This window comes from Hyphobacterium sp. CCMP332, from assembly GCF_014323565.1.
GTDB lineage: Bacteria > Pseudomonadota > Alphaproteobacteria > Caulobacterales > Maricaulaceae > Hyphobacterium.
In genome coordinates, this window is sequence record NZ_CP058669.1 from 1,251,645 (window position 1) to 1,277,796 (window position 26,152).

The 26,152-nt window shown below is 60.1% G+C and carries 22 protein-coding genes, 3 tRNA genes and 8 pseudogenes; 5 read left to right on the forward strand and 28 right to left on the reverse strand.

Going from position 1 to position 26,152, the window contains the following annotated elements:
• Positions 1–151 precede the first annotated feature (151 nt).
• From rpoC to HXX25_RS14275, 12 genes and pseudogenes are all read right to left on the reverse strand, one after another.
• Positions 152–4,306: pseudogene (gene rpoC / locus HXX25_RS06305) on the reverse strand (DNA-directed RNA polymerase subunit beta'); the annotation flags it as partial.
• Positions 4,307–4,365: 59 nt separating this feature from the next.
• Positions 4,366–8,426, reverse strand: a pseudogene (rpoB, locus tag HXX25_RS14270) (DNA-directed RNA polymerase subunit beta).
• Between the two features lie 218 nt (positions 8,427–8,644).
• Positions 8,645–9,011: pseudogene (rplL, locus tag HXX25_RS14150) on the reverse strand (50S ribosomal protein L7/L12).
• A gap of 109 nt (positions 9,012–9,120) precedes the next feature.
• Positions 9,121–9,575: pseudogene (gene rplJ, locus HXX25_RS06320) on the reverse strand (50S ribosomal protein L10); the annotation flags it as partial.
• A 329-nt stretch (positions 9,576–9,904) separates the two neighbouring features.
• Positions 9,905–10,522: pseudogene (gene rplA / locus HXX25_RS06325) on the reverse strand (50S ribosomal protein L1); the annotation flags it as partial.
• A 58-nt stretch (positions 10,523–10,580) separates the two neighbouring features.
• Positions 10,581–11,010, reverse strand: a pseudogene (gene rplK, locus HXX25_RS06330) (50S ribosomal protein L11).
• Positions 11,011–11,095: 85 nt separating this feature from the next.
• Positions 11,096–11,618 (reverse strand): annotated as a pseudogene (gene nusG, locus HXX25_RS14155) (transcription termination/antitermination protein NusG); the annotation flags it as partial.
• Positions 11,619–11,630: 12 nt separating this feature from the next.
• Positions 11,631–11,864, reverse strand: a complete 234-nt coding sequence (gene secE / locus HXX25_RS13585) for a preprotein translocase subunit SecE (RefSeq protein ID WP_187167765.1) — start codon at positions 11,862–11,864, stop codon at positions 11,631–11,633.
• Between the two features lie 69 nt (positions 11,865–11,933).
• Positions 11,934–12,009, reverse strand: a tRNA-Trp gene (locus tag HXX25_RS06345).
• 111 nt (positions 12,010–12,120) lie between these two features.
• Complete coding sequence (locus HXX25_RS06350; RefSeq protein ID WP_187167634.1) at positions 12,121–12,918, reverse strand: class I SAM-dependent methyltransferase; 798 nt, start codon at positions 12,916–12,918, stop codon at positions 12,121–12,123.
• A 189-nt stretch (positions 12,919–13,107) separates the two neighbouring features.
• A complete protein-coding gene (locus HXX25_RS06355) occupies positions 13,108–13,929 on the reverse strand; it encodes a TonB-dependent receptor domain-containing protein (RefSeq protein WP_187167635.1) in 822 nt (273 codons plus the stop codon).
• Positions 13,842–14,405 carry a TonB-dependent receptor domain-containing protein gene (locus HXX25_RS14275; protein WP_370543747.1) on the reverse strand — a complete coding sequence of 188 codons (564 nt, stop codon included), beginning with the start codon at positions 14,403–14,405 and terminating at the stop codon, positions 13,842–13,844. The genes HXX25_RS06355 and HXX25_RS14275 overlap by 88 nt, the downstream gene beginning before the upstream one ends.
• Before the next feature lie 78 nt (positions 14,406–14,483).
• On the opposite strand from HXX25_RS14275, the gene HXX25_RS14280 reads away from it, so the two are divergent.
• Positions 14,484–14,687 (forward strand): hypothetical protein, encoded by a 204-nt coding sequence (locus HXX25_RS14280; RefSeq protein ID WP_187167637.1) that lies wholly within the window; start codon positions 14,484–14,486, stop codon positions 14,685–14,687.
• A gap of 495 nt (positions 14,688–15,182) precedes the next feature.
• Here HXX25_RS14280 and HXX25_RS06370 read toward each other — a convergent pair whose 3' ends face one another.
• From HXX25_RS06370 to HXX25_RS06435, 15 genes and pseudogenes are all read right to left on the reverse strand, one after another.
• Positions 15,183–15,740: a TonB-dependent siderophore receptor gene (locus HXX25_RS06370; protein ID WP_187167638.1), complete on the reverse strand. Its 558-nt coding sequence runs from the start codon at positions 15,738–15,740 to the stop codon at positions 15,183–15,185.
• A 522-nt stretch (positions 15,741–16,262) separates the two neighbouring features.
• Positions 16,263–17,300 carry a 2OG-Fe(II) oxygenase family protein gene (locus tag HXX25_RS06375; RefSeq protein ID WP_187167639.1) on the reverse strand — a complete coding sequence of 346 codons (1,038 nt, stop codon included), beginning with the start codon at positions 17,298–17,300 and terminating at the stop codon, positions 16,263–16,265.
• 42 nt (positions 17,301–17,342) lie between these two features.
• Positions 17,343–17,675, reverse strand: coding sequence for a tetratricopeptide repeat protein (locus HXX25_RS06380; protein WP_304607845.1), 333 nt, complete (start codon positions 17,673–17,675; stop codon positions 17,343–17,345).
• 11 nt (positions 17,676–17,686) lie between these two features.
• Positions 17,687–17,776 (reverse strand): annotated as a pseudogene (locus HXX25_RS14285) (tetratricopeptide repeat protein); the annotation flags it as partial.
• 94 nt (positions 17,777–17,870) lie between these two features.
• Positions 17,871–18,053 carry a hypothetical protein gene (locus HXX25_RS06390; RefSeq protein ID WP_187167641.1) on the reverse strand — a complete coding sequence of 61 codons (183 nt, stop codon included), beginning with the start codon at positions 18,051–18,053 and terminating at the stop codon, positions 17,871–17,873.
• A gap of 7 nt (positions 18,054–18,060) precedes the next feature.
• Positions 18,061–18,495 (reverse strand): sulfotransferase, encoded by a 435-nt coding sequence (locus tag HXX25_RS06395; RefSeq protein ID WP_187167766.1) that lies wholly within the window; start codon positions 18,493–18,495, stop codon positions 18,061–18,063.
• A gap of 1 nt (position 18,496) precedes the next feature.
• The gene (locus tag HXX25_RS14290) at positions 18,497–18,616 is read right to left on the reverse strand and encodes a hypothetical protein (protein WP_370543748.1); all 120 of its coding nucleotides are present in this window, start codon (positions 18,614–18,616) and stop codon (positions 18,497–18,499) included.
• Positions 18,607–19,020 carry a sulfotransferase gene (locus tag HXX25_RS06400; RefSeq protein WP_233346933.1) on the reverse strand — a complete coding sequence of 138 codons (414 nt, stop codon included), beginning with the start codon at positions 19,018–19,020 and terminating at the stop codon, positions 18,607–18,609. Before HXX25_RS06400 ends, HXX25_RS14290 begins: the two co-directional genes overlap by 10 nt.
• A gap of 343 nt (positions 19,021–19,363) precedes the next feature.
• Positions 19,364–19,723 carry a hypothetical protein gene (locus tag HXX25_RS06405; protein ID WP_187167642.1) on the reverse strand — a complete coding sequence of 120 codons (360 nt, stop codon included), beginning with the start codon at positions 19,721–19,723 and terminating at the stop codon, positions 19,364–19,366.
• Entirely contained in the window at positions 19,678–20,142 is a 465-nt protein-coding gene (locus HXX25_RS06410; RefSeq protein WP_187167643.1) for a M48 family metallopeptidase, read from the reverse strand. The genes HXX25_RS06405 and HXX25_RS06410 overlap by 46 nt, the downstream gene beginning before the upstream one ends.
• Before the next feature lie 21 nt (positions 20,143–20,163).
• Positions 20,164–20,316, reverse strand: a complete 153-nt coding sequence (locus HXX25_RS06415; RefSeq protein ID WP_233346934.1) for a hypothetical protein — start codon at positions 20,314–20,316, stop codon at positions 20,164–20,166.
• On the reverse strand, positions 20,316–20,750 hold the full coding sequence (locus HXX25_RS06420; protein ID WP_187167644.1) for a hypothetical protein: 435 nt from the start codon (positions 20,748–20,750) through the stop codon (positions 20,316–20,318). The genes HXX25_RS06415 and HXX25_RS06420 overlap by 1 nt, the downstream gene beginning before the upstream one ends.
• A 336-nt stretch (positions 20,751–21,086) precedes the next feature.
• Complete coding sequence (gene tuf, locus HXX25_RS06425) at positions 21,087–22,262, reverse strand: elongation factor Tu (protein WP_187167645.1); 1,176 nt, start codon at positions 22,260–22,262, stop codon at positions 21,087–21,089.
• Between the two features lie 602 nt (positions 22,263–22,864).
• Positions 22,865–22,937 (reverse strand) — tRNA-Gly (locus tag HXX25_RS06430).
• A gap of 21 nt (positions 22,938–22,958) precedes the next feature.
• Positions 22,959–23,041: transfer RNA gene (locus HXX25_RS06435), tRNA-Tyr, on the reverse strand.
• A gap of 271 nt (positions 23,042–23,312) precedes the next feature.
• On the opposite strand from HXX25_RS06435, the gene HXX25_RS06440 reads away from it, so the two are divergent.
• The 4 genes from HXX25_RS06440 to HXX25_RS06450 all read left to right on the forward strand — a co-directional run bounded on the left by HXX25_RS06440 (position 23,313) and on the right by HXX25_RS06450 (position 25,114).
• A complete protein-coding gene (locus HXX25_RS06440; protein ID WP_233346935.1) occupies positions 23,313–23,882 on the forward strand; it encodes an RNA methyltransferase in 570 nt (189 codons plus the stop codon).
• Positions 23,883–24,353: 471 nt separating this feature from the next.
• Complete coding sequence (locus HXX25_RS06445) at positions 24,354–24,632, forward strand: hypothetical protein (protein WP_187167646.1); 279 nt, start codon at positions 24,354–24,356, stop codon at positions 24,630–24,632.
• Entirely contained in the window at positions 24,632–24,757 is a 126-nt protein-coding gene (locus tag HXX25_RS13995) for a hypothetical protein (RefSeq protein ID WP_255466980.1), read from the forward strand. Before HXX25_RS06445 ends, HXX25_RS13995 begins: the two co-directional genes overlap by 1 nt.
• Positions 24,758–24,844: 87 nt before the next feature.
• Positions 24,845–25,114 carry a hypothetical protein gene (locus HXX25_RS06450; protein WP_187167647.1) on the forward strand — a complete coding sequence of 90 codons (270 nt, stop codon included), beginning with the start codon at positions 24,845–24,847 and terminating at the stop codon, positions 25,112–25,114.
• 601 nt (positions 25,115–25,715) lie between these two features.
• Here the strand turns inward: HXX25_RS06450 and HXX25_RS06455 are convergent.
• Positions 25,716–26,093: a hypothetical protein gene (locus tag HXX25_RS06455; RefSeq protein ID WP_187167648.1), complete on the reverse strand. Its 378-nt coding sequence runs from the start codon at positions 26,091–26,093 to the stop codon at positions 25,716–25,718.
• Positions 26,094–26,152 lie beyond the last annotated feature (59 nt).

Below are 26,152 nucleotides of genomic sequence, written 5' to 3' on the forward strand. Positions count from 1 at the left end.
CTGTTACGGATTTTGCGGGACTGCATTTTCGCAGTAAAAGGGCTGCCACAAAGCGCGGCAGCCCCGGTTTCCGGCGGAAAGCGGCCCTAGTCTTCAGTATTTTCGGCCACGTCTTCCGCCTTTCCGCTTCCGCGGCTTCAGCGATTTCAGTCGGCAGAGCCTCGGCCGTAGCAGCGGCCGCTTTCTTGCGCTCTTCCAGCATGTCCGAATCAAGATCATCAGCAACAGCCTGATAGCGGCGCATGCCACCACCGGACCCGGCCGGGATAAGACGGCCCACAATGACGTTCTCTTCAGGCCTTCCAGCGTATCCACCTTGCCCTGAACAGCCGCTTCGGTCAGCACCCGTGTCGTCTCCTGGAAAGACGCCGCGGAGATGAAGGAGCGGGTCTGCAGGGACGCCTTGGTGATACCCAGAAGCACCGGCTTGCCTTCGGCGACCTTTTTCTTCTTCTTGGCCAGTACGTCATTGGTTTCGAGGAACTCGATCTTGTCGACCTGCTCGCCGACGAGCCATGACGTATCGCCCGGATCAGAGATCTCGATCTTCTGCAGCATCTGACGGACAATCGTCTCGATGTGCTTGTCATTGATCGGCACGCCCTGCAGGCGATAGACCTCCTGGATTTCCGTCACCAGATATTTGGCCAGCGCTTCGGTTCCAAGCGTTGCCAGAATATCGTGCGGCGCCGGGTGACCATCGAGCAGGTATTCGCCCTTCTGGATCACATCGCCTTCCTGAACCGTCAGGTGTTTGCCTTTCGGGACGAGGTAGTCGACCTTGTCTTCCGGATTCTCTTCCGACACGATCGAGATGCGGCGCTTGTTCTTGTAGTCACGGCCGAACTCGACACGGCCGGTAATGTCCGCGATCACGGCGTGATCCTTCGGACGGCGGGCTTCGAAGAGCTCCGCAACCCGCGGCAGACCACCGGTAATATCGCGCGTCTTGGCCCCTTCGGTCGGGATACGCGCAATCACGTCACCCGGCTTCACCGTGTCACCGTCCTGGACCGAGAGAATGGCGCCCACGGCCAGCATGTAGCTGGCGGTTGAACCATTCTCGAATTTGACCGGTTCGCCATTCTTGTCCTGAACGACCACCATCGGCTGGAGGCCCGCCCTTTCGGAGCCGAACGCCAGTCAATGATGACGCGCGAGGAGATACCCGTCGCTTCGTCGGCTTCATCCTTGACGGACACACCGTCGATGATGTCGATCAGCTTGGCCGTACCACCGGTCTCGGTCACGATCGGCGTGGTATAGGGATCCCATTCTGCCATACGCTCGCCGCGCTTGATGGCCTTGCCTTCGTCGAAGTGAACCTTGGCACCGTAGGTCAGCTTGTGCGACTCGAGCACCTTGCCGTCCTTGTCGACGATTTTCATCATCATGTTACGGGCCATGACAATGAAGAAGCCATCGGCATTCTTCACCGTCGCGCGGTTGTCGAACGACACCTTGCCTTCGTGCGTGGCTTCGATGAAGGACTGCTCCGACACCTGCGCCGTACCGCCGATGTGGAAGGTCCGCATGGTCAGCTGGGTACCCGGCTCACCAATGGACTGGGCCGCGATCACACCGACCGCCTCACCCATATTCACCGGCGTACCGCGTGCCAGGTCGCGGCCATAACACGTGCCACAGATACCGACGCGGGTTTCACAGGTCAAAGGTGACCGGACCCGGATTGACTGAACGCCAGCCGCTTCCAGTTCCAGCACTTTTTCCTCGTCGAAGAACTCGCCGGCCTTGATGGCGACCTTGCCGTCTTCGCCCTTGGCATCTTCCGCCGCATAGCGGCCGAGCACGCGCTCGCCAAGCGAGACAACAATGTCACCACCGTCGACGACGGCTTCCATGTTGATGCCTTCGCTGGTGCCGCAATCCTGTTCGGACACGATGCAGTCCTGCGCCACGTCGACCAGACGGCGGGTCAGATAACCCGAATTGGCCGTTTTCAGCGCGGTATCTGCCAGACCCTTACGGGCACCGTGGGTCGAGTTGAAGTATTCAAGAACGGTCAGGCCTTCCTTGAAGTTCGACACGATCGGCGTTTCGATGATCTCGCCGGACGGCTTGGCCATGAGGCCGCGCATACCTGCCAGCTGCTTCATCTGGTTCTTGGAGCCACGCGCGCCGGAGTGCGCCATCATGTAGACCGAGTTCACTTCCTTGCCGCCTTCAAAGTCGTAAGGCTGTGCAATCTCGTCCATCATGGCGTCAGCAACGCGGTCGGTACATTTCGCCCAGGCGTCGACGACCTTGTTGTATTTCTCACCACGGGTGATGAGGCCATCAACATATTGCTGCTCGTATTCGCCCACCAGCGTGCGGGTCTCATTGACCAGCGTTGCCTTAGCGGCCGGGATCAGCATGTCGTCCTTGCCGAAGGAAATACCGGCCTTACAGGCTTCACGGAAACCGAGGCCCATGATCTGGTCGGCAAAGATGACCGTCGCCTTCTGGCCGCAGTGACGATAGACCTCGTCGATCATCGTGCCGATCGCCTTCTTGGTCATCAGCTCGTCAGCAATCTTCCATGACACGCGGGCGTGCTTGGGCAGACGGTCAATGATCATCATCCGGCCCGGCGTGGTATCCACGCGCAGACGGACAGGCGCGTTATTCTCGTCGACCGTGTCATACCGCATCTTGATTTTCGAGTGCAGCGAAACGACGCCGGCTTCCAGCGCGGCTTCCATTTCGGCCATCGTCGCGAAGGTCGTGCCCTCACCCGGCTCGCCATCCTTGTCGACGGACAGATAATAGAGGCCCAGCACGATATCCTGCGACGGCACGATGATCGGCTTGCCATTGGCCGGTGAGAGGATGTTGTTGGTCGACATCATCAGCACGCGGGCTTCCAGCTGGGCTTCCAGCGAAAGCGGAACGTGCACAGCCATCTGGTCGCCGTCAAAGTCGGCGTTGAAAGCCGCACAGACCAACGGGTGAAGCTGGATGGCCTTGCCTTCAATCAGCTTGGGCTCGAACGCCTGAATGCCGAGACGGTGAAGCGTTGGCGCACGGTTCAGGAGAACCGGGTGCTCGCGGATCACCTCGTCGAGCACGTCCCAGACTTCCGGCCGTTCTTTTTCGACCAGCTTCTTGGATTGCTTGACGGTGCCCGACAGGCCCTTGGCGTCCAGCCGCGCATAAATGAACGGCTTGAACAGCTCGAGCGCCATTTTCTTCGGCAGGCCGCATTCGTGCAGTTTGAGCTCCGGACCCACCACGATGACCGAGCGGCCGGAATAGTCGACGCGCTTGCCGAGCAGGTTCTGACGGAACCGGCCCTGCTTGCCCTTCAGCATGTCGGACAGGGATTTCAGCGGACGCTTGTTGGTGCCCGTGATGACCCGGCCACGACGGCCATTATCGAACAGGGCATCGACCGATTCCGCAGCATCCGCTTTTCGTTGCGGATGATGATGTCCGGTGCGCGCAGCTCGATCAGGCGCTTCAGGCGGTTATTCCGGTTGATGACCCGGCGATAGAGATCGTTGAGGTCGGATGTCGCAAAGCGGCCGCCATCCAGCGGCACCAGCGGACGCAGTTCCGGCGGAATGACCGGCACAACCGTCAGGATCATCCATTCCGGACGATTGCCCGACGCGATGAAGTTTTCCAGGAGCTTCAGACGTTTCGCATACTTCTTCAGCTTCAGCTCGGAACCGGTTTCCTTGATGTCCTCGCGGACCTGCTGGGCCACCGCTTCCATGTCCATATTCATCAGGACATCGCGAATAGCTTCAGCGCCGATGCCGGCGGTGAAGGCGTCTTCGCCATACTCGTCCTGCGCATCCATGTATTCTTCTTCGGTGAGAAGCTGGAAGGGCTGGAGCGGCGTCAGGCCCGGCTCGGTGACGAGGAATTGCTCGAAATAGAGCACGCGCTCGACATCCTTCAGCGCCATGTCGAGGATCATCGAAATCCGGGACGGAAGCGATTTCAGGAACCAGATGTGTGCGACCGGCGCGGCCAGCTCGATGTGGCCCATGCGCTCACGGCGCACGCGGGCCAGCGTCACTTCAACGCCGCATTTTTCGCAGGTAATACCCTTGAACTTGATGCGCTTGTATTTGCCGCAAAGGCATTCGTAATCCTTGGTCGGACCAAAGATACGGGCACAGAACAGACCATCGCGCTCGGGCTTGAAAGTCCGGTAATTGATCGTCTCGGGCTTCTTCACCTCGCCGAACGACCAGGACCGGATCTTCTCCGGGCTGGCAAGCGAAATCCGGATGCGGTCGAAGGACGGGCCTTCGGCAGCCGGGTTGAAGATGTTCATGACCTCATGGTTCATGTTGCCGTCTCCTAAGGGAGTGACGGCGGAGCCAGGCAAGCTCCGCCGGAATTTAAAAACTACTCGTTCTTCAGCTCGACATTCAGGCCCAGCGAACGCATCTCTTGACCAGCACGTTGAAGCTTTCCGGTACGCCGGCTTCAAACGTGTCGTCACCGCGAACAATCGCTTCATAGACCTTGGTCCGTCCGGCCACGTCATCCGACTTCACCGTCAGCATTTCCTGCAGGGTGTAGGCGGCGCCGTAGGCTTCCAGAGCCCAGACTTCCATCTCGCCGAAACGCTGACCACCGAACTGCGCCTTACCGCCCAACGGCTGTTGGGTGACGAGGCTGTACGGTCCGATCGAACGCGCGTGGATCTTGTCGTCGACCAGGTGGTGCAGCTTCAGAAGGTGCTTGATGCCAACCGTCACGCGGCGGTGGAACATCTCGCCCGTCCGGCCGTCATAAAGACGCGACTGACCGGACTCATTGAGACCCGCCATTTTCAGATGCTCGACAATGTCCGGCTCGCGGGCACCATCAAAGACCGGCGTCGCAATCGGCACACCATTGGTGAGGTTCCGGCCCAGCTCGGCCAGATCTTCATCCGACTCCGGCAGTTCCTGATCCTTGCCATAAACTTCAGCCAGTTTGGCTTTCAGTTCCTGGGTTTTACCGTCGCGCTTGTAGCCTTCATAGAGCTCGCCGATCTGACGGCCGAGCCCCTTGCAGGCAAAGCCCAGATGGGTTTCGAGAATCTGACCGACATTCATCCGCGATGGCACGCCAAGCGGGTTCAGCACCAGATCAACCGGCGTACCATCTTCCAGATACGGCATGTCTTCCAGCGGCGCGATCTTGAGATCACACCCTTGTTGCCGTGACGGCCGGCCATTTTGTCACCCGGCTGAAGCTTGCGCTTCACAGCCACGAAGACCTTGACCATTTTCATCACGCCCGGTGGCATTTCGTCACCACGCTGAAGCTTGTCGACCTTGTCCTCGAAACGGCGATCCAGCCGCGCCTTGGAATCGTCATACTGCTTCTTCAGCGCTTCGACTTCGCCCATCGCCTTTTCGTCGTCGATGGCAATTTTCCACCACTGGCTGCGCGGCTCGTTATCAAGGGCTTCCTGGGTAACTTCACCCTTTTAAAGCCCTTCGGACCCGATGTCGCTTTCTTGCCCAGCAGCAGATCACCCAGACGCGAATAGATGTTGCGTTCCAGAATGTTCAGCTCGTCATCGCGGTCCTTGCCGAGACGTTCGATTTCCTCACGCTCGATCGAGATCGCGCGCTGGTCCTTGTCGACACCGTGACGGTTGAAGACGCGGACTTCGACGACGGTGCCGGTGGTGCCCGGCGGCAGACGTAGTGATGTGTCACGCACATCGGAGGCTTTTTCACCGAAGATGGCGCGCGAAGCTTTTCTTCCGGCGTCATCGGGCTTTCACCCTTCGGGGTCACCTTGCCCACGAGAATATCGCCGGACTCAAGCTCTGCGCCCACCGATACGATACCGGCTTCGTCGAGATTGCGGAGCGCTTCCTCGCCGACATTCGGGATGTCGCGCGTGATTTCTTCCGGTCCCAGCTTCGTGTCACGTGCCATGACCTCGAACTCTTCGAGGTGGATCGACGTGAACACGTCATCCCGCACGATGCGTTCGGAAATGAGGATGGAGTCCTCGAAGTTATAACCATTCCACGGCATGAAGGCGACGAGCACATTCTTGCCGAGCGCGAGCTCACCCAGATCGGTCGACGGGCCATCGGCAATGATGTCCCCGGCCTGCACCTCATCGCCAACCTTCACGATCGGACGCTGATTGATACAGGTCGACTGGTTCGAACGCTGGAACTTGGCGAGACGATAAATGTCCACGCCGGATTGCGCCGCATCGACGTCGCCCGTGGCCCGGACAACGATACGCGTGGCATCCACCTGCTCGATCACACCATCCCGGCGTGCGGCAATCGCCGCACCGAATCGCGCGCCACAACCTCTTCCATGCCGGTGCCGACCAGCGGCGCCTCGGCTTGCAGAAGCGGAACGGCCTGACGCTGCATGTTCGAGCCCATGAGGGCCCGATTGGCGTCATCGTTTTCAAGGAAGGATCAGGGCCGCCGCAACCGAAACCACCTGTTTCGGCGAGACGTCGATATAGTCCACATCCTCGCGCGGGGTCAGGGTCGCATCGCGGCCCGGTCCAACACGGCAGTTGACGAATTCATTGTCCAGCACGCCCTTGTCGCTCACCGTCGCATTCGCCTGAGCGATGCTGTAGCGCGCCTCTTCCATCGCGGAGAGATAATGCACCTCATCGGTCAGCTTGCCGTTTTCAACCTTGCGGTACGGGCTCTCGATGAAGCCGTACTTGTTGACGCGGGCATAGGTCGACAGCGAGTTGATCAGGCCGATATTCGGGCCTTCCGGCGTTTCAATCGGACAGATCCGGCCATAGTGGGTCGGGTGCACGTCGCGGACTTCAAACCCGGCCCGCTCGCGTGTCAGACCACCCGGTCCTAGCGCCGAAAGGCGGCGTTTGTGGGTCACTTCCGACAACGGATTGGTCTGATCCATGAATTGCGACAGCTGCGAGGAACCGAAGAATTCGCGGACCGCGGCCGCAGCCGGCTTCGCATTGACCAGATCGTGCGGCATGACGGTTTCGATATCGACCGAGCTCATCCGCTCCTTGATGGCGCGTTCCATCCGCAGAAGACCGATGCGATACTGATTTTCCATCAGCTCACCGACCGAACGCAGACGGCGATTGCCGAGATTGTCGATGTCGTCGATCTCGCCACGGCCATCGCGCAGGCCCACAAGGGTCTGAAGCACGGCCAGAATGTCTTCCTTGCGCAGGACACGCATATCGTCCGGTGCATCCAGATCGAGGCGCATATTCATTTTCACACGGCCAACCGCAGAAAGGTCATAACGCTCGGAATCGAAGAACAGACCCTGGAACATGGCTTCCGCCGTCTCCGTGGAGGCTCGCCGGGGCGCATGACACGATAAATGTCGACCAGAGCCTGATCGCGCGTGTCATTCTTGTCGGCCGCCAGCGTCTGCTGCATGTACGGGCCGCGGACTGATTATCGATGTCCAGAATGTCGAGCGCCTTGAATTTCTGCTCGCGCAGCGCCTCGATCACCTCTTCTGTGATCTCGTCACCGGCTTCGGCATAGATCCGCCGGTCTTGGTGTTCACCAGATCCTCGGCCACGAACCGGCCCATCAGGCCTTCATCGCTGAGCAGAATGTCTTTCGCCGTCTTCCGCCAGCTTGTTGGCCGCACGGGCGGCAATCTTCGCCGGCCGGCGCCACAACTTCACCGGACTTGGCGTCAATCAGATCGAATGACGGCTTCATGCCGCGCCAGCGTTCCTTCACGAATGGAACCGCCCATCCGCCCTTGATCAGCTTCACGGTGATCCGCTCGTAGAAGTCGCGAGAATTTCCTCGCGGTCCATACCGAGCGCATACATCAGGGTCGTCGCAGGAAGTTTCCGGCGGCGGTCAAGACGCATGTGAACCACGTCCTTGGCATCGAACTCGAAGTCCAGCCAGGAACCGCGATAGGGAATGATGCGTGCGGCGAACAGGAATTTGCCGGAAGCATGGGTCTTGCCCCGGTCGTGATCGAAGAACACGCCTGGCGAACGGTGCATCTGGGAGACGATCACGCGCTCTGTACCGTTGATAACGAAGGTGCCCTTGTCCGTCATGAGCGGAATGTCGCCCATATAGACGTCCTGCTCCTTGATATCCTTGACGGATTTCGCGCCAGTTTCTTCGTCCACATCAAACACGACGAGACGCATTTTCACCTTCAGCGGCGCCGCGTAAGTCAGATCGCGCTGCTCGCATTCATCGACATCAAATTTCGGCGGCTCGAACTCATAGGATACGAAGTCGAGAACCGACTTCTCGGAAAATCCTTGATCGGAAAAACAGATTTGAAAACGGCCTGAAGACCTTCATCGCCGCGCTCGGCAGCGGGAACATCTTTCATCAGGAACTGATCATAGGAGCTTTTCTGCACCTCGATCAGATTTGGCATCGGGACGGTTTCGGGAATAACTCCGAAAGATTTGCGAATGCGCTTTTTGCCGGTGAACGACAGACCCATGTCGGCTCCCTTTGCAGCCTTGGCTGCACTTTGTGTTCCAGTTCCGCACCGAATGATGCGGCTGCTGCCTAACGCCCCGGATCACCGGGCGGAAAGCGTCAGGCCAATCTCGGCGCAGGCTGGCTGAGATCGGCGAATTCCGTTTCAGAGACGGGTCGACGGACGCATGGAAAACCCCATGCGTCCGTCAATGTCCCTGTCGATTCTGCAAGCAGAACCTATTTCAGCTCGACAGTTGCGCCTGCTATTCGAGCTTCTTCTTGATCTCTTCAGCTTCAGCTCGGGCGGCTTCCTTGAGCGGCCTTGCCGCCAGCTTCAACCAGATCCTTGGCTTCTTTCAGGCCGAGACCCGTGATCGCACGTACTTCTTTGATCACGTTGATTTTCTTGTCACCTGCAGCAACGAGAATGACGTCGAAATCGTCCTTCTCTTCAGCAGCCGGGCCAGCATCGGCGCCCGGGGCGGCAACAGCCACGGCAGCAGCCGCAGGCTTGATGCCTTTTTCTTCAGGATGTCATTGAGTTCTTGGCTTCCAGAATGGTAAGGCCCAGGAGTTCGTCTGCGAGTTTAGCTACATCAGCCATTTGTTTTCAGTCCTTGATAAGTCGAGTTGGTTCGAAAGCGGAGAATGACGCACCTCAGGCTTCGGCTTTTCGCCGATAACCTGTATCTGTCCGGCCAGTGTCTGGCCCGAGAGGTGATACGCGAGACAACTTCGCCAGCCTGACCCAGAAGACGGGCCGCAACCATTCCGATAAGTTCTTCACGCGACGGCATTTTCGACAGAGCCGCAACGCCATTGGCGTCAAAGACTTCTGCTTCCATGAAACCGCCGAGAATTTCGAACTTCTCGTTATTCTTGGCATAGGCACTGCAGCCTTGGGCGCAGCGGTGAAGTCTTCAGAGAAGGCGATCCCGACGGGACCGTTGAAATACTCTGAAGCAGCCTCAGCGCTGTTACCCTGAAGTGCAATCTTGGCGAGACGATTGCGCACCACTTTGAAAGTGCCGCCGGTTTCCCGGAGCTTGGTACGCAAGTCCGTCATTTCCGCAACGGTCATGCCCGAATAGTGGGCAATGACCACGGAGCCGCTCGAGAAGATACCCTTGAGCTCTTCGACGGAGGCTTCCTTGGTCAAACGATCCATTTGCGGTCTCCTGTTAGACACTTCCCCATGAAGTGCCCGGTGAAGACGCCCCGAATGCGCCTGTTGCCGTGAGGCCCAGGACGCGCCCGAAGCGCATTCCTGTCCCAGGGCTCGAACCAACACCCCCGCCATAGCGGGCCTGTCAAATTCTTGCTCTGTCTCACTCAGGGCCCTTGCGGAATTAAGACAGACCGGACGGTCTGCCCCTGCGATCTCGGACAGGTTGGCCGAATCGGCAAAATGCCGCTTCCGACCGGACCGGCGGTGTTAACCACCAGAATACCTTCTTGACAAGCCCTATGCGGACGGCGCTGCAGCCGAAGCTTCGAAATGTCAACTTTCACGCCCGGCCCCATGGTGGAGCTGAGTGCGATTTTCTTCAGATACGTGCCTTTGGCGCCCGACGGCTTTGCTTTCACAATCGCGTCGAGGAAGGCCTTGATATTCTCGTGCAGAGCCTGCTCGGTGAAGCTGGCCTTGCCGATACCGGCATGGATGACACCGGCTTTTCGGCGCGGAATTCAACAGCACCACCCTTGAGGCTTCAATCGCCTTGGTCACGTCCATGGTGACGGTACCGACCTTCGGGTTGGGCATCAGGCCGCGCGGACCCAGCACCTACCGAGACGGCCGACGAGCGGCATCATGTCCGGCGTTGCGCGATAACCTTGTCGAAACTGAGCGGCCGCCCTGGATTTCTTCCATCAGGTCTTCCGCACCAACGATTTCGGCACCGGCCTTCGTGGCTTCTTCGGCTTTTGCACCTTTGGCAAAACCGCAACGCGGACCGACCGGCCCGTGCCATTCGGCAGGCTGCAAACGCCGCGAACCATCTGGTCAGCGTGGCGCGGGTCGACATTCAGATTGATCGCGACCTCGATGGTCTCGTCAAACTTTGCCGTGGCGTTGGCTTTCACGAAGGCAACGGCTTCGGCGACCGTATGCATTTTTCGCGATCAAGCCCGGCGCGTGCCGCGCCAATTCTTTGCTACTTTGCCATGGGACTTACTCCACCACATCCAGGCCCATCGAACGGGCAGAACCCGCGATGATTTTCGTGGCCTGATCAAGATCATTTGCGTTCAAATCGGCCATTTTCGCCTCGGCGATCTCGCGGCATTGCGACATCGTCACCTTGGCGATCGGCGACGTCGAACCCGGCGCGCCGGATCCCTTTGAACCTTCGCGGCCTTCTTCAGATAGAAGCTGGCCGGCGGTGTCTTGGTCTCGAACGTGAAGGATTTGTCCTGGAAGACGGTGATGACGGTCGGGATCGGCATCCCTTTTTCCATCTCTTGCGTCTTTGCGTTGAACGCCTTGCAGAACTCCATGATGTTGACCCCGCGCTGACCCAGCGCAGGACCGATTGGCGGGGACGGATTGGCCGCCCGGCCGGAACTTGCAGCTTGATATAGCCGCTGATCTTCTTCGCCATTTCCTATACTCCAGTCAGGAGAGCGCGGTGCGGTCACGGCATGGTCTTGCCCGCAACCTCCGCACTCAGTGTGATAATCAGGCCGCTTTTCGACCTGACCGTAGTCCAGCTCAACCGGCGTGGCCCGGCCAAAGATATTGATTGCCACTTTCAGGCGGGCATTCTCCTCGTCCACTTCCTCCACGACGCCGTTAAAGCTCTGGAAGTGACCATCGGTGACACGAACCGTCTCACCGATATCATAATGGACCGTCGGCATCGGACGCTCGGCGTCCTCCTCCATCTGACCCAGAATACGCTTCACCTCATTCTCGGATACCGGCATCGGCTTCGTGCCGGACCCCAGGAAACCCGTGACTTTCGGTGTATTTTTCACGAGGTGGTAGGCAGCATCCGTCATGTCCATCTTCACCAGCACATAGCCGGGGAAGTATTTGCGTTCGGACTGGACCTTGCGCCCCTTGCGCACCTCGACGACCTCTTCGGTCGGAACAGAATCTCTTCAAAGCAGTCTTCCAGTCCCTTCTGGACGGCATCTGCCTTGATCGCCTCCGCCACCTTCTTTCGAAGTTGGAGTAGGCCTGAACGATATACCATCTGGAAGCCATGCGTTCGGACCCTTAAGAACCAAGCTGAAGAATGGCGGTGACCGCGGCGGAAATGCCGGAATCTACCGCAAAGAAAAACAGTGCCGCCAGCCCGGCCATGATCAGGACCATGATCGTCGAGACCAGTGTCTCCTGACGCGTCGTCCAGGTCACCTTGCGGCCCTCCTGGCGAACCTGTTGGAAGAACTGGAAGGATTCACACCTTCTTCTTCGGCGCAGGCGCGTCGTCTTTCTTGACAGGCGTATTTTTACCGATCGTCTTGGCCATTATACCTATTTAATCCGTCACCAGCGTTTTGCCAGTCCCTGTTCGAATGGCAGGGGCGGAGGGACTCGAACCCCCGGCCCTCGGTTTTGGAGACCGATGCTCTACCAGCTGAGCTACACCCCTACGGCCATCCACACAAAGAACCGTCTGCTCATAAATGAGCAGTCCGGCCACTTGGCAATAGCCGCGCCTCTTACTCGCAATTTGCTGACAATAGAAGCCCGAAACTGCATTTTACCGGTTATTTTCCGCTTTGATGAGCCAGGCCATCGGCCGGTCGCCGGAAAGGCCGGATTGCAGCTTGCAGGATTTATTGGAAAGACCGGCCCCCTCCAGGCGTCCGAACACGGCCTTGATGTCCTCTTCCGACAGCGCGGCATCCATCATGGAGACCATGCGATCCCTGAAAGACGTCACTTTCTGACGCTGGGCTGTCAGCCATGATGTGATCTGGATACGGTCATAGGCGGCCCGCCTAACATAAAGGCGAAGGAGATCGGGCAGTAATTGCGTCACATAGTCCACCCCGCCACCATTCTGACCCTCAATCTGGCGCTGGATGTTGCCCAGCTGGTCTGCAAGCTCCTGCTCGCCAGCCATCCGGCGGTCCGGATCAACTTCATCGACAAGCCGGTCAACCCGTTCGAGAATGTCCGGCTCCAGCACCGCATCGAGGGCCAGGCGATCACTGGCGCATTCATCCCAGACGGCGCCATTCTTTACATGCGACATGACAATCAGATGGCCGCCGGGCCGGACGAGCTCGGCCGCAACGGAAAAAGCCTCCAGCCCCGCATATTCAAGCCCGAACTGGCTGACCACAATATCCTGACTGGATGGAGCCAGAGACAGATCCAGCAGGCTGGCCTCGACAAACGTATCGCCATGCTCCCGCCAGAGAGCGCACTTTTTCGAGCGCGCAGCGCCACATCGACAAATGTAAGCTTTGCGCTTCCGCCCGATCCTGCAATCCGCCTCGCAATTCGACCGACACGCCGCCGCCGCAGGCCAGGTCAGCAATCGCAACGTCACGTCTCTGCAAGAAGGGGCCGCAGCTCTGCTTCCCAATGCGATTGCATCAATTCTGCCGCACCGGTGCAAACATCTCCGGACTCATCGAGATGATTCCAGAAATTCTTCCATTCGCGAGCCATAATATCCTCCGAAAACAAATGGCGGGGCCGAAGCCCCGCCATCCAGTCTGTTGGAGTATTCGCTGTACTAGAAGCGCAGCGAACCACCCACGAAGAGACGACGACCCAGGGTCTCGTACGTCGCCGGCCAGGTGTTACCCTGTTCGGAGGCGGTCGAGCCGAGAACCGGAACGTCTGTATCGGTCACATTGGTGATACCAATCGTCGTCGAGAAATTCTCGGTGACGTCATATTGGAAGGTCACGTCAAAATAGTTCGTGCCACCAATATCGTCCGACAGGCTGCTGACCAGCGGAAGCGTTGTGTCATCCGCATCGACAGCACCGACATGACGCCAGCGCAGCGACGTCGTGAACGGACCGGTATACCAGGACGCCTGCATGGCGTGCTTGTATTCCGGCGTCGGCTCACCACAATCCAGACCGTACTCACCAGCACAGGTGATGACCGGCGAGGTCGCAGAATTCTGCGTGTCGGCAGTCATTGTGTAACCAGCATAGTAGCTCAGGCCCACTTCACCCGGCATGCCGATGACGTCAGCCGCAAAAGCGTAATCAATCCGCAGATCGATACCCTCGGCATCGAGCGTCGCAGCATTGATTGCCGTCAGGCGTGGCAGGAAGCCATTGGCACCCATCTCACCCGTTGCCGGGTTACGAGAACCACCGACAGCCAGGATCGCACAGGAGGCAGCGATATTGCTGACGTGGCACTCGTTCAGCAGGGTCTGCAGCGGAACAGTGGTGATCGCATCTTCGATCGAGATGTTGTAGTAATCGAGCTGAACCGTCAGGCCTTCGATCATGTTCGGCGTTGCCACCACACCAACGGTGTAGGTGTCAGCCGTTTCAGCACCGAGGTTCGGGTTACCACCGAACAGAGCTTCCATCTGGGCATTGCCCTGAAGTTGGCACCCACCACTGGCACGCCAGCAGCCGTACAGGTAGCAGCAACCGTCGCTGCGCTGAACGAACCGTTAGGACCAGAAGAACACGGGTCAGATGCACCCGGGAAACCGTTGACCAGAGGCTGGAACAGGTCACCCACATTCGGGGCCCGGACAGCACGGTTGAAGTTACCACGGACACGGAACTGATCGTCGATCTGCCAGCCGAGGCCAACAGCAAACGTTTCCGTATTACCAACCGTGTTGTATTCCGAAGAACGGAAGGCAACGTTCAGAGCAAGGCTTTCCATGCCGGGACGGTTTTCAACGAGCGGCACTTCCGCTTCCAAGAAGAACTCGGATACATCAACCACACCGCCAACAGGCAGAGACTGGTTGAAACCGCGAACGTCCGGTCCGAGAACCGAGTCAGGGTTGGCCTGAGCTTCAGCTTCACGATATTCCACACCCAGAACCACCGAAGGGCTGTTTCTGCCATTGGAATCGTCAAAGCCTCGAGACGACCAGCAACGGTCGCCACGGCCTGGAAGGTCTCGATGTTCGAAACGATCGCAGCCCGACGGCTGATGAAAGCCGCACCGGCAGCAGAGATCGAACCCGCACCGCCAAAGATGTTGACGGTCGGAGCCGTACAACCGCTGGCCAGTGCTGTCGGACCACCATCACAGAGGATACCCGCCTGGAAGGCAGACGAAGACAGATTGCCCGTCTGGAAGTTGGCAACGGAAGAGCGCGAATAGTTACCCGCAATGTCATACGACCAGTTCGGGCTCAGATCGCCACGCGCACCCAGAACCATCTGGAAGGAGTTCGTCTCACGGAGATTGTTCCGCGGGCCAAGCTCTTCAAAACGGCGGGAGATACGGATCGTGGCAGTACCATCGCCATTGTTCGAGCCGGCATCATTCGTCATCAGGTTCCGAAGCGTCGCATTGAGGTTTGGGCTGTCCAGATTGACCCGGATCGTCAGCCCGGCCGGCGTCGGAGCCAACTGGGAGTCGACGACGTTCGAAGCGAAGATACCACGACCATACAGCCCAGAGCGGGATTCACTTCATAGGTCGCGAAGGCACCAATGTTGTAACGCCTGCGGCAGCTGCAGGTAGCTGGTCGGTGCATAGTTGTAGAGATCGGTGACCGGATCAGCTGCAGATCCGAAACGCAGACCGCGAAGCGTGCCGCCATCCATGCGGAAACCGGAACAGAAATTGGTCGCACAAGCCGGATCGATAGCGTTAACGCCCGCACCATTCAAACCGAAGTTCGAGCTGGTCGCACCACGGAACGGGTTCCCGGAATGTTGGACGAACCACCAAGAATGAACTGGGTGCCACCGGACCCGGATCAAAGAAGGTGTTGGAAGAGAAGTCGCGATCACCCTGAAGCACGGAGCCGCGGAGCGTGTAGCCCACAGTCACGGCATTACCGCGACCATCAGCAAAGTTGCCACCCATCGTCGCATTGATGTTGGTGATTTCGCCGTCAAGGTCGCCAAGCGAAGTTTCGTAGGACGTGTTGATCTGAACGCCTTCGAAATCATCGCGCAGGATGAAGTTCACAACGCCAGCAACAGCATCAGAACCGTAAACAGCGGAAGCACCACCGGTCACGATATCGATCTGGCTGATCATGGCGGCCGGAATGTTGTTCAGGTCGACGACCTGAGTCACACCGGAACCCACGAAGCGCATGCCGTCCACGAGGACGAGCGTACGGGTCGTGCCGAGGCCACGAAGGCTGACCGTCGCGGTGCTGTTACCCGGGCTGTTCGACGGAGTCGAACGCCGGAACAACCTGCGGCAGCGTATTGATGTAGTCTTCGGTGTTGACGGTGTTGACGATCTCCAGCTGCTCGGCCGTCACATTCGTGATCGGGCTCGGTGCAACTGTGTCCGTCCGCTGAATACGAGAACCGGTGACGGTTACGACGTCTGGCGTCGCTTCCGCATCGGCGTTCTTGAGCCATCACCGGTGCCGATGCCATCAGGCCGCCGATGATAGTTCCTGCCATGAGGCAGGTCTTGAATGAAGTCGATTTCACTTCAGAATCCCTCCGAGTTTTAAACATTGAGCCGGAACCCTGACCCGATCTGGTCGAGGCCCCCTCGTGCGGACGGTACAAACGCCCGCCTCTGGGCCAAAACTAGCCGGAGATTTTATGACAGGTCAATGACGCGAGGTGCGGACTCACCAATGCCACAAGCATTTGACCGGAAGTGTGGCGGAATTGCCGCAATTTCCTTATCGCCACGCTTGCCGGCCATTTATATCAATTCTTGCAAGAATTTAATGTCGGTAGCCAGGTTTTGAGGCCATCACTCGCCTTCTCTGCGGGAGATAAGATCGAAGGGGGCCGTAACGCGAGGCGTGTCGCTCTCGAACGGCTCGACGCCATGCCACATATAGGACGGAAAGAAGATGACCCGGCCCGGCTCCGGCCGGATATAGCGCTCCGCCGGCAGGTCCAGCCCCGCCACACCGGATGCGCCGAGGCGCAGCCAGCCGGCGCGCTCTCCCGCCATCACAGATCCTGGAACATCAACGTAATAACAGGCGCTTATCCATCCGGCGGGGTGAACATGGTCAACATGGCCGCCGCCCGACGCGAGCCTGACCGACCACGCCCCGGCCAATTCCAGCTTTCCCGTCTTGCGGCGCAGAAAGGGATGGTCTGAATCGTCCGGCAGGCCGGACACGAAACGCTGTGCCGCCTCCATCAGGGAATCAGAAAGCGCCGCAATCACCGGATCGTTCTCATTCCACAACCGCCCCGGAGACTGGGTTCCGCCGAACAGGGTTTGTTCCAGCGGCTGAACGCGGGTGGTGTGCAATCGTGCGATCGAGGCACCGAGAGCGGCATTGAACGCCTCGTGATTCGTACCCGTCAGGCGTCCGGATCGTCCCGGCCCAGGTAAACCGGTCATAGTCGTAGAAGTCACGATAGGTCGGGTCCCCGAGTCCACGCCACGCCAGGGCTTTAAGAGCGACGTGCTTTGCAGATGCGGCGCTGCCGGCTCTTCATCGAGCAATGCCAGCGCATCCGCAAATTGCCGGTCCGCGAGCAACGCCTCCACCAGCTGGTGGCGGATGGCGCAATCGCTGCCGGCAGAGGCTTCGAACGCCGCGCGCAAATCCGCAAGCCCGGCAACATGACCACCCAGTTGGCGTTGAACCGCGCCGCGGAGCGCCAATGCAGGGGCCAGACCGGGGTCCTGACTGACGGCCAGTTCAGCCGCTTCGAGGGCCGCCGCCAGCTCGCCCGCACGATAGAGGAGGCGCGCCTTGGCCAGCGCCAGCCCGCATCCGGGCGCGCGCCAGCTGCGCATCCATGGCCGCAGTGGAATCGCGGCCACCGCCGGATTCCCAGGCCAGCGAGGCCAGGTCCGCGTGAATGTCTACCCGTTCAGGTGCCAGCCGCAAAGCCTCGGCAAAGCCGCCCGGGCCGCTTCTGTCCGGCCCAGCGTGCGAAGCGTATTGGCGCGCTGGTAATGTGCCTCTGCCAGTGCAGGCGCCTCGCGGCAGGCCGCGTCAAGATCCGCGAGTGCTCCGCTCAGATCGCCCGCCGCCCGCCGGAGCGCGCCCCGGTTGACCCGGACGAGAACCGCATCCGGCCGGGCCGCCAGCGCCGCATCGAAGGCCTCCATGGCTTCGGCCTTGCGATCGAGCGCCACAAGCGCATTGCCCAGACCGTTGAGTGCACCAACATGCCCCGGCATACGGCGGTTGATCTCGAGAACAGCTCAATGGCCTGTTCGTAGTCGCCATTTCCGGCGCGCAGGACCGCAAGATTGAATCGCGCATCAACAAAGTCCGGCGCATGTTGCAGGGCCTCTTCATAGGCGAGGCCGCGGCCTCGGCGTTACCCGCCCGTCGCTCGAGATTTCCCAGATTGCTCAACACGGCATGGGGCTGCGGATGTTTGTTCACCAGCGAAGCAAAGGCCGCGCGGCCGTCATGGAAGCGCCCCATTCGCCCCAGCGCGATCGCGCGCAAATGAAGGCTTCAACATCGCCGGGGTCTTGCGCGAGCCGTTGCGCCAGCAGACGCTCGGCATCCGCTGCCCCCGCCTGAAGCAGCTGTGCCGCCGATTGCAGGAGCTGGGTCATTGCCGCCCTACCCGCTGCCCGTCAGACGGGACCAGAAGCCCGCCTTGCGGGACACATCCCGCGTTTCCGGTCCCGGCTCGTCATCCGGTTGCTCGGCCACGCCCCACGCCCCGGTCACCGGATCGACCCCGAGCCCGGCGATGCGTTTATCGAAATCGCCGAGTTCACCGGCATAGGGGCTGGTTGAATCGAGATGATCTGCCGATGGCGGCTTGCGGACCTGCACGGCGCTGAACGTCATTACCGATCGGTCAGACTTATAGAATTCGAGGCATTTGCGGTCCCAGCTGATTCCGCAGCGGGCGAGGACAAATCGCAACCGGGCTTCGAAATCGCCCACCAGATCCTCATACTGAAGCAAGGTGAAAGACTTCGGCAAAGCCGCTTCCCAATGCGCGCAGAGCCGGGCGTGTTCGGCATAATAGTGGGCAATATCATCCAGGTCATGGGCAAAGGGCCACTGGCGGAGAAATTGCGCCGGAAGATCGAGAACGCCGTTTCACCGGGCGGCGGCGGATATGAATGACCGGCGACGCCGGAAAAAGCTGACGGATCAAGCCCACAGCAAGAAAATTCGAAGGTTGCTTGTCGGTGACATAGCGCGCGCCATCGAGCCCGAATTCGCGATGCTGGGCGCGGTAGCGCTCGCGCCAGACGGCAAGCCGGTCTTCGGAATGGGACCGCCGCTCCAGCCACTTTCCGTGGCCCACGTCATGAATTCCTCGAACACGAAGGGCAAGGCGCTGAGCTCACCGCCCGGCAGCACGTCATCATGGGCCGCAATCGCGGCTTCGATCAGCGTTGTACCGGACCGTGGCATGCCCACAATAAAGAGCGGGATGGCCATATCCCGGTTCGCGGGCGTTTCACCTGCCAGATCGGTCGGGAAATTCCTGATCAGCCAATCCGTTCGTGCCGTCTGCGCCGCGCGGTCATACGCCGAGACGACGGCACCATTATGCTGCAATTTCTTGGTGTCATTCGCGCGAGACCAGACGGCAAACGCCCGGGCCGCTGCTTGCGGCGATGCAGCGCATCGCCCAGCGCGAACAAACCGATCGCGAGTTGATCGGCCGGCAGGCCCGGCTGCGCGACAGCCGCTTCCAGCGCGCCCACTTCCTCGTCTGTGAGCCGGCCACCCGATACTTCGCAGAGCTGGCCGTAGGCCCGAGATTGCCGGGATCAAGCGCCAGACTTTCCGGCAGGCCCGCTCGGCCTGTTCTATCTTGCCAGCGAATGTAAACCCGGGCCAGGCCGAAACCGCCGCGGCACATTGCGGATCGATGGCCTGGGCTTTCCGGAAACAGCCTTCAGCCCGGCTGATATCTCTGGCGCCCAGAATGAGACGCCCCTGAGCGGCCCAGTTGGCGGCGCTCGGCTCGGCCTCGACAACCGACTTGAAGACGTTTGCCGCCTTTGTAATAACCCAGCTGGCTCAATGCGTGTGCGTAGGCGCTCCGCGCTTCGACATCATCGCCGGCCGCGGCCAGCCAGCGCTCTGCAAAATCCCTCATCGCCGCCCAGTCGCCGCGATGCCGCGCCAGACCTGCTCGCAGGCGAAGCACATCTTCATGGTCCGACAGTCCGCTCGCTTCCGCTTTGTCGAGGGCCTCACCCACCCCGTTCAGATCGCCGCCTTCGGAACGGGCCGCGGCAAGGCGCAGGGCCACTGGTCCGACGGCCGGATGATGCGGCTCGGCCTCAAGGGCACGGGCAAGGCCTCTGCCGCGGTTTCGAAATCCCCGGCCTGTCCGGACAAATCCCCAGCCGGCCCCAGACATCGAACCGGCCCGGCGCAAGTTCCGTGGCGCCGCGCGGCCGCGATGGCCCTGTCTACATCTCCCGATGCGGCGCGCTCGATCGAACGGTAGAGATGCAGGACGGCCAGATCCGGGTCAGCAGCTTCGGCACGGTCAAGCCAGTCACGCCCCGCCGTTACATCCCCGTTCAAGGGCGCATATCCCCAATATGGCCATGGCCTCGGCATGGCGGGATTGCCCGCCAGAACCTCATGGCAGAGTGCCTCGGCCCGGTCGAACGCCTCCGCCAGCCGAAGCTGCGCCGCTTCCTGAAGCCGTGGATCCGTCATTGCGGTTTTTCCGGTGCGGGATCATCCCTGTACCAGCCCGTAATCTGAAACGGCCATCTCCGGCAAAAGGCGAAACCGCGCTGACAGAATGGATGCGTCGGCCGTCAAAATCGACAACACATTGAAACGTGGCAGGAAGGCCCGCTCGATATCGCGATTGCCATCCAGCAGCATCAGAAGCCCGCCCCAGTCCGGCTCCCAACGCCGGGTAAATCCGAGTGTGTAGCCGCCCGGCGCTCGTTTTCGTGTCCGTCATCTATGTGGCGGGTCAGAAAATTGCCGCGCGCATAATACGTCGCCTGCGCATCCGCCTTTGTAATCGTATCTGCGCCGATCACGCGGCGGCCGAATTCGAGAAACTCCGGCGCATTCAGAAATTCCGTAATCGCATGGATCGGATGATCGGGTTCCCATCCCGAGGTGTAGGCCTCGATCATGGGATAGGCATTGTAGAGATAGCCGTAATTGTCGCGCGCCCGTTCGAGAACTTTTGAAAGGCGCGCCGAGATGGCCTCGCGCCCCATCGCCGCAACGTCGGCCTGTGTCAGGCGAGCGACACTTTCGCCGCCGGGCGCGGACGGATCGGCTTCGGCAAAACAAGCCGCCACTGCAACTGGCCGCGCAACACGAACTCGATTTCATCGGCGAGCGCCGGTTCGAAGATGTCCGAATCTGGACAAGCCGATCGCGGGCATAGGCTTTTGCCCATTTTTCCGGGTCAATGGACGGGTTGAGACGAAGGTCCAGCGGCTGTGACATGTTCGGATCGGGGCTCGCTGTCAGCTATGTTTCGGATCAGGAGAATGATGATGCAGTAGTAGTCACCGCCTTGTCCGCTGTCCAGATTACCGGCTGCGGCTGGCCGCCGCATACATACGGAACGACAACGGCGGGCCCGACATCAGGACCCGCCGCCATAGTGTTTCATCCGGCAGGAGCTAACCCTAGTCGGTGATTTTGGAGACCACGCCGGCGCCGACTGTGCGGCCACCTTCGCGGATCGCGAAGCGCAGGCCCTGATCCATCGCAATCGGCGTGATCAGTTCAACGCTCAGCTCGGCATTGTCGCCCGGCATCACCATTTCCGTACCCTCTTTCAGGGTCACAACACCCGTCACATCCGTCGTCCGGAAGTAGAATTGCGGGCGGTAATTGGTGAAGAACGGGGTGTGACGTCCACCCTCTTCCTTCGTCAGGATATAGGCTTCCGCCTCGAACTTCGCATGCGGCGTGATCGAACCCGGCTTGGCCAGAACCTGACCGCGCTCGACACCTTCACGATCAATACCGCGCAGCAGCACACCGACATTGTCGCCGGCCTGGCCCTGATCGAGCAGCTTGCGGAACATCTCAACGCCCGTGCAGGTCGTCGTCTTGGTGTCACGCACACCGACGATCGCAATCTCTTCGCCCACCTTGACGATGCCGCGTTCGATACGGCCGGTCACAACCGTTCCCCGGCCCGAAATCGAGAACACGTCCTCGATCGGCATCAGGAAAGGCAGGTCCACCGGACGCTCCGGCGTCGGGATGTATTCATCCACAGCCGCCATCAGTTCACGGATCTTGTTCTCGCCAATCTCGGCATCGCGGCCCTCAAGGGCTGCCAGAGCCGAACCGGCAATGATCGGAATATCGTCGCCCGGGAAATCATAGGACGACAGAAGCTCGCGCACTTCCATCTCGACGAGCTCCAGGAGCTCCTCGTCATCCACCTGGTCAACCTTGTTCAGGAACACCACCAGAGCCGGAACGCCAACCTGACGCGCCAGAAGGATGTGCTCGCGCGTCTGCGGCATCGGGCCGTCCGCCGCGTTCACAACCAGGATCGCGCCGTCCATCTGCGCCGCACCCGTGATCATGTTCTTCACATAGTCAGCGTGTCCCGGGCAGTCGACGTGCGCATAGTGACGCGCATCCGTCTCATACTCGACGTGCGCCGTCGAAATCGTGATCCCGCGCGCCTTCTCTTCCGGCGCAGCATCAATCTGATCATACGCCTTGAAGTCACCAAAATACTTCGTGATCGCCGCCGTCAGCGTCGTCTTGCCGTGGTCAACGTGACCAATCGTGCCAATGTTCGCGTGCGGCTTCGTACGCTCAAACTTTTCCTTGGCCATTGCTTTCATCCTTGTGATGTAACCGACCAACGGCGCTGTCCCCAGCGCACGTCCAAAACTGAGCGCGGGGATAGCGTCCACTTGCCATAAACGCAAGAGGGTTGCGGCAATGGATGTGTAAACGCGGCGGAACTGTGCTCGGTGCGCTTTATACGGACGGCATGACGGACTTCGGCCGACGCCAGATTCCGGCCAGCCCCAAACCGCCGATAATGCCGAAGGCAAACGGCGCCGGCGTTCGCCACGCGAATCGCTGCCCATGATCGCGGTCGCCAGGCCGAGTGCACCAAAACCTGCCATCATCGCAGTAGCAAAACGGCCAGAACAATCTCGTTCGGACGCATCGCCACGAACGCAAAAGCTGCCGAACACACGAGAAGCGCCACAGTCCCGTCATGCCAGGTGAAATAGCTGAGCCAGATAACCACCTCGGCAAACCGGGCGCATTGCGAATGGCGTCCACGACCAGCGGTCCGCCCAGGATAACGTGCGCGAAAGCCATGACCAGAGCGGCTATGGCCGCCAGTATGAAGGCAAAGTCTCGACATGCACGCTTCCGGGAAAAGAAGGAGCGTGGCACGTCAGCCAGTGAATGAGAAGACTGGAGCGGGTAGACGGATCGAACCGACATATTCAGCTTGGAAGGCTGCTGCTCTACCATTGAGCTATACCCGCACTCAGACGTGACGAATGCGATGGTGGAGGGGCTGATTCTGAACCAGCGTACGCTCGCGGCCAGATTTACAGTCTGGTGCCTTTAACCACTCGACCACCCCTCCATACGCATTCGACGCGCGACAAACGTCTTATCGCCAGATAAAACGCCGATGCAACACATCGTCTCCGTCAATCCGGTCCGGATTGCAGTGCGCGGCGGCTAAACAGGAGGCCCCGATCAACGGAGCGCGGACTATAGTGATGAAGAACCAAGGGCGCAACCGCCCCAATTCAGCATATAAAACAAGACCTTCACGCGATTCCGAGACCGATAGTATCGGTTGGGTCTGGGGCGGCATGCCGTTCTCGCCGCGCTTGCGAATCGCGCCGCGAGTGAAGCGTTTACTGCTGACGCTGAATGCCCAGCGCGAAGTGCCCGAAGGCACGGCGTTCGAGGACATGAAGCCGGACGCGATATTCGCCCATCTGCCCGATGGCGCGGTGCATCAGGGTTTTGCCATGCGCGCGACAGCGCCCGAACCTGAATCCGTCAATGCCGTCGTGGATCCGACCCATGGCATTCTGGTCGTACTGGATTCAGTCACCGACCCGCACAATGTCGGCGCCGTCTTCCGCTCGGCGGCCGCGTTTGGCGCGCGCGCGGTGGTCATGCAGGACCGCAAGGCTCCGCCACTCTTCGGCGCGGTCGCCAAGGCGTCTGTGGGCGCGACCGAGACCGTGCGCCATGTGCGCGTCACCAATATTGCCGATACGCTGATCGGGTTTCGCGAGGCCGGACGATCTGTCATCGGACTGGATGGCGAGGCCGAAACGCATCTGCCCGAAGCCATAGCAAACACGGCGGCCCCGGACTGGTCATCGTCATGGGGGCCGAAGATAAAGGCTTGCGTCCGCGCATCGCGGAAAACTGCGACCTGCTGGTTTCGATTCCACCACCGGTAAAATCGAAAGCCTGAACATCTCCAACGCGGCGGCGATTGCGCTTTATGCCGCCTACGCTGCGCGGGCCTGACAGAAATGGTTGCGGCGGCCGTTTTCGGCTATGTGATCCTGCAACTGGCGATCGCGGCCTGGGCGTCGCGGCGCACCTCCTCCGATACCGACTATCTCATTGCGGGCCGCCGCCTCGCGCGTTGTCGCGGTCGGCCTCTCGGTCTTCGCCACCTGGTTTGGCGGCGAGACGGTTCTGGGATCAACCGCGACCATTGCACGGAAGGACTGGCGGGCGCACGCGCCGAACCTTTGGCTATGCCATCACGCTTCTCCTGATGGCGCTGCTGATTGCCGGCCAGTTCCGCAAGCGCGGCTATGTCACCCTGGCCGATTTTTCCGCGACCGCTTCGGGCCACGCGCGGAGACGCTGGCTGTACTGGTGGCCATTCCCACTTCGGTGATCTGGGCGCAATGCTGGCCATGGCAACACTGATGGCCGTTGTCACCGGCATGGGTGTCGTCCCGATGTTGCTCGCGGCAACGGTGCTGGTCATCGTCTATACGTCGCTCGGCGGTCTGCTGGGTGATGTGATCACCGACATGATGCAAGGCGCGATTCTGCTGGTCGGACTGGTCCTGCTGCTGGCCCTGATGCTCGCCGCTGCAGGCGGCCCCGGCGCGGCACTGGCGACGATTGATCCGGAACGCCTGCGTCTGGTCGGGCCAGGCGAGAGCTGGGTGGAGCGGCTGGATGTCTGATGATCCCGATCCTGGGCAGTCTCGTCGCGCAGGAACCGATCGCCCGCTTTCTCGGCGCGCGCTCTGCCGCGGTCGCGCGGACCGGCGGACTGGTTGCTGCCGGGCTTTATCTTCTTGTGGGCTGATCCCGCTGGCATTCGGGCTTATCGCTCCGGGGCTCGAATCGAAACCGGCGAAGGCGACCCTTCCTGCCCGTTCTGGCCCGCGAGCTGATGCCCTCCCTTTCTGTTCGTCATCTTTGCCGGCGCGCTGTTTTCCGCCGTGCTCTCGACCGTGGATCGGCACTGCTGGCGATCTCGGCACTGGCGACGGAAAATATCTATGTTCGCATCCGGCCGGCTTCAGGCCAGCGGGAGCGGCTGAGAATTGCCCGTATTCTGACGGTCACGGCCGGTCTCGCCGCATTGCTCATCGCGCTCTCGGGCGAAACCATTTACGGCTCGTCGAACTGGCCTCTTCGCTCGGAAGCGCCGGCCTGCTGATTTGCGTACTCGCAGGCCTGCACCACCGCGCCGGCGGCGAGATCTCGGCCATCGCGGCCATTCTGTGCGGACTGGCTGGGATGTTGCTGGCCGAATGGGTCTTCGCCCTACCGGGGGCCTTCATGCTGTCGATCGCCGCTGCAGCAATAGCCTATTTCACCACTGCGCTGACGTTCCGAAATCGATAAACATCGATAAACACGGCGGGTCGGTCGCATTCCGGATTGTCGGTTTCGGGCTTTCCAGAGGTGCAGGGCAATTCTACCCCTCTAACACCTATCACGAGTCAGACCCGTCACCAAGGGCGAGCGTATCGTCGCCATTGCCTTAATTGAAAGCCTGATCAAGGACGCAGGGAAACGCAATCTGCTCTAAGAGCTGGGCGGGCTGATTGCCGAAGACGGCCTCAACGTCGCGGTGGAAAATCGCACGCGTATCGAAATCCTTAGCAACAAACTGCACCGCATGCAGGATGGACAATAGTCAAGGCGGTGTCACGCCAAAGGAGGGCGTCGCAAAAGACGACGCCCTGCCCTTTCTTGTTCAGCAAAACCGGCCTATTCGGTCGCTTCCTGACAGGTACAGCCGTAATCATTGCAGCCTATCGTGCCCTCGACACAGATCGGTGCCATGGCCACACAGTCCGATGCCCCGCACAGGCGCAATTGCCACTATTGCAGGTATAGTCAGCGGTCTCCGGCGGCGGTGTATTGGCGGCCAGGCTGGTGGCAGCCGACGACGAAGTGGATGGCGTCATGGCGCGATGCTGACGATGTCCCGTCGCCCGGCCCGAACTGACAAGTGCGGCCGCCTGCGCATAGTCACCACTTTCCATCGCGGTCTGGAATGCCGGACTGAAACTGGTATCGGTCTGCGTCTGGCGCAAGACGGCGCGTTGCTGGGCATCGGCCAGTGACAGCTCGCCAATGCCAACGAGACCGACTGCCAGAGCCGAGATGATGAGAATGAGTCGAAGCATGGAATATCTCCCCTGAAAACCCTCGCAGAAGACAGAATACTCCAGATTCCTTTGCGGCG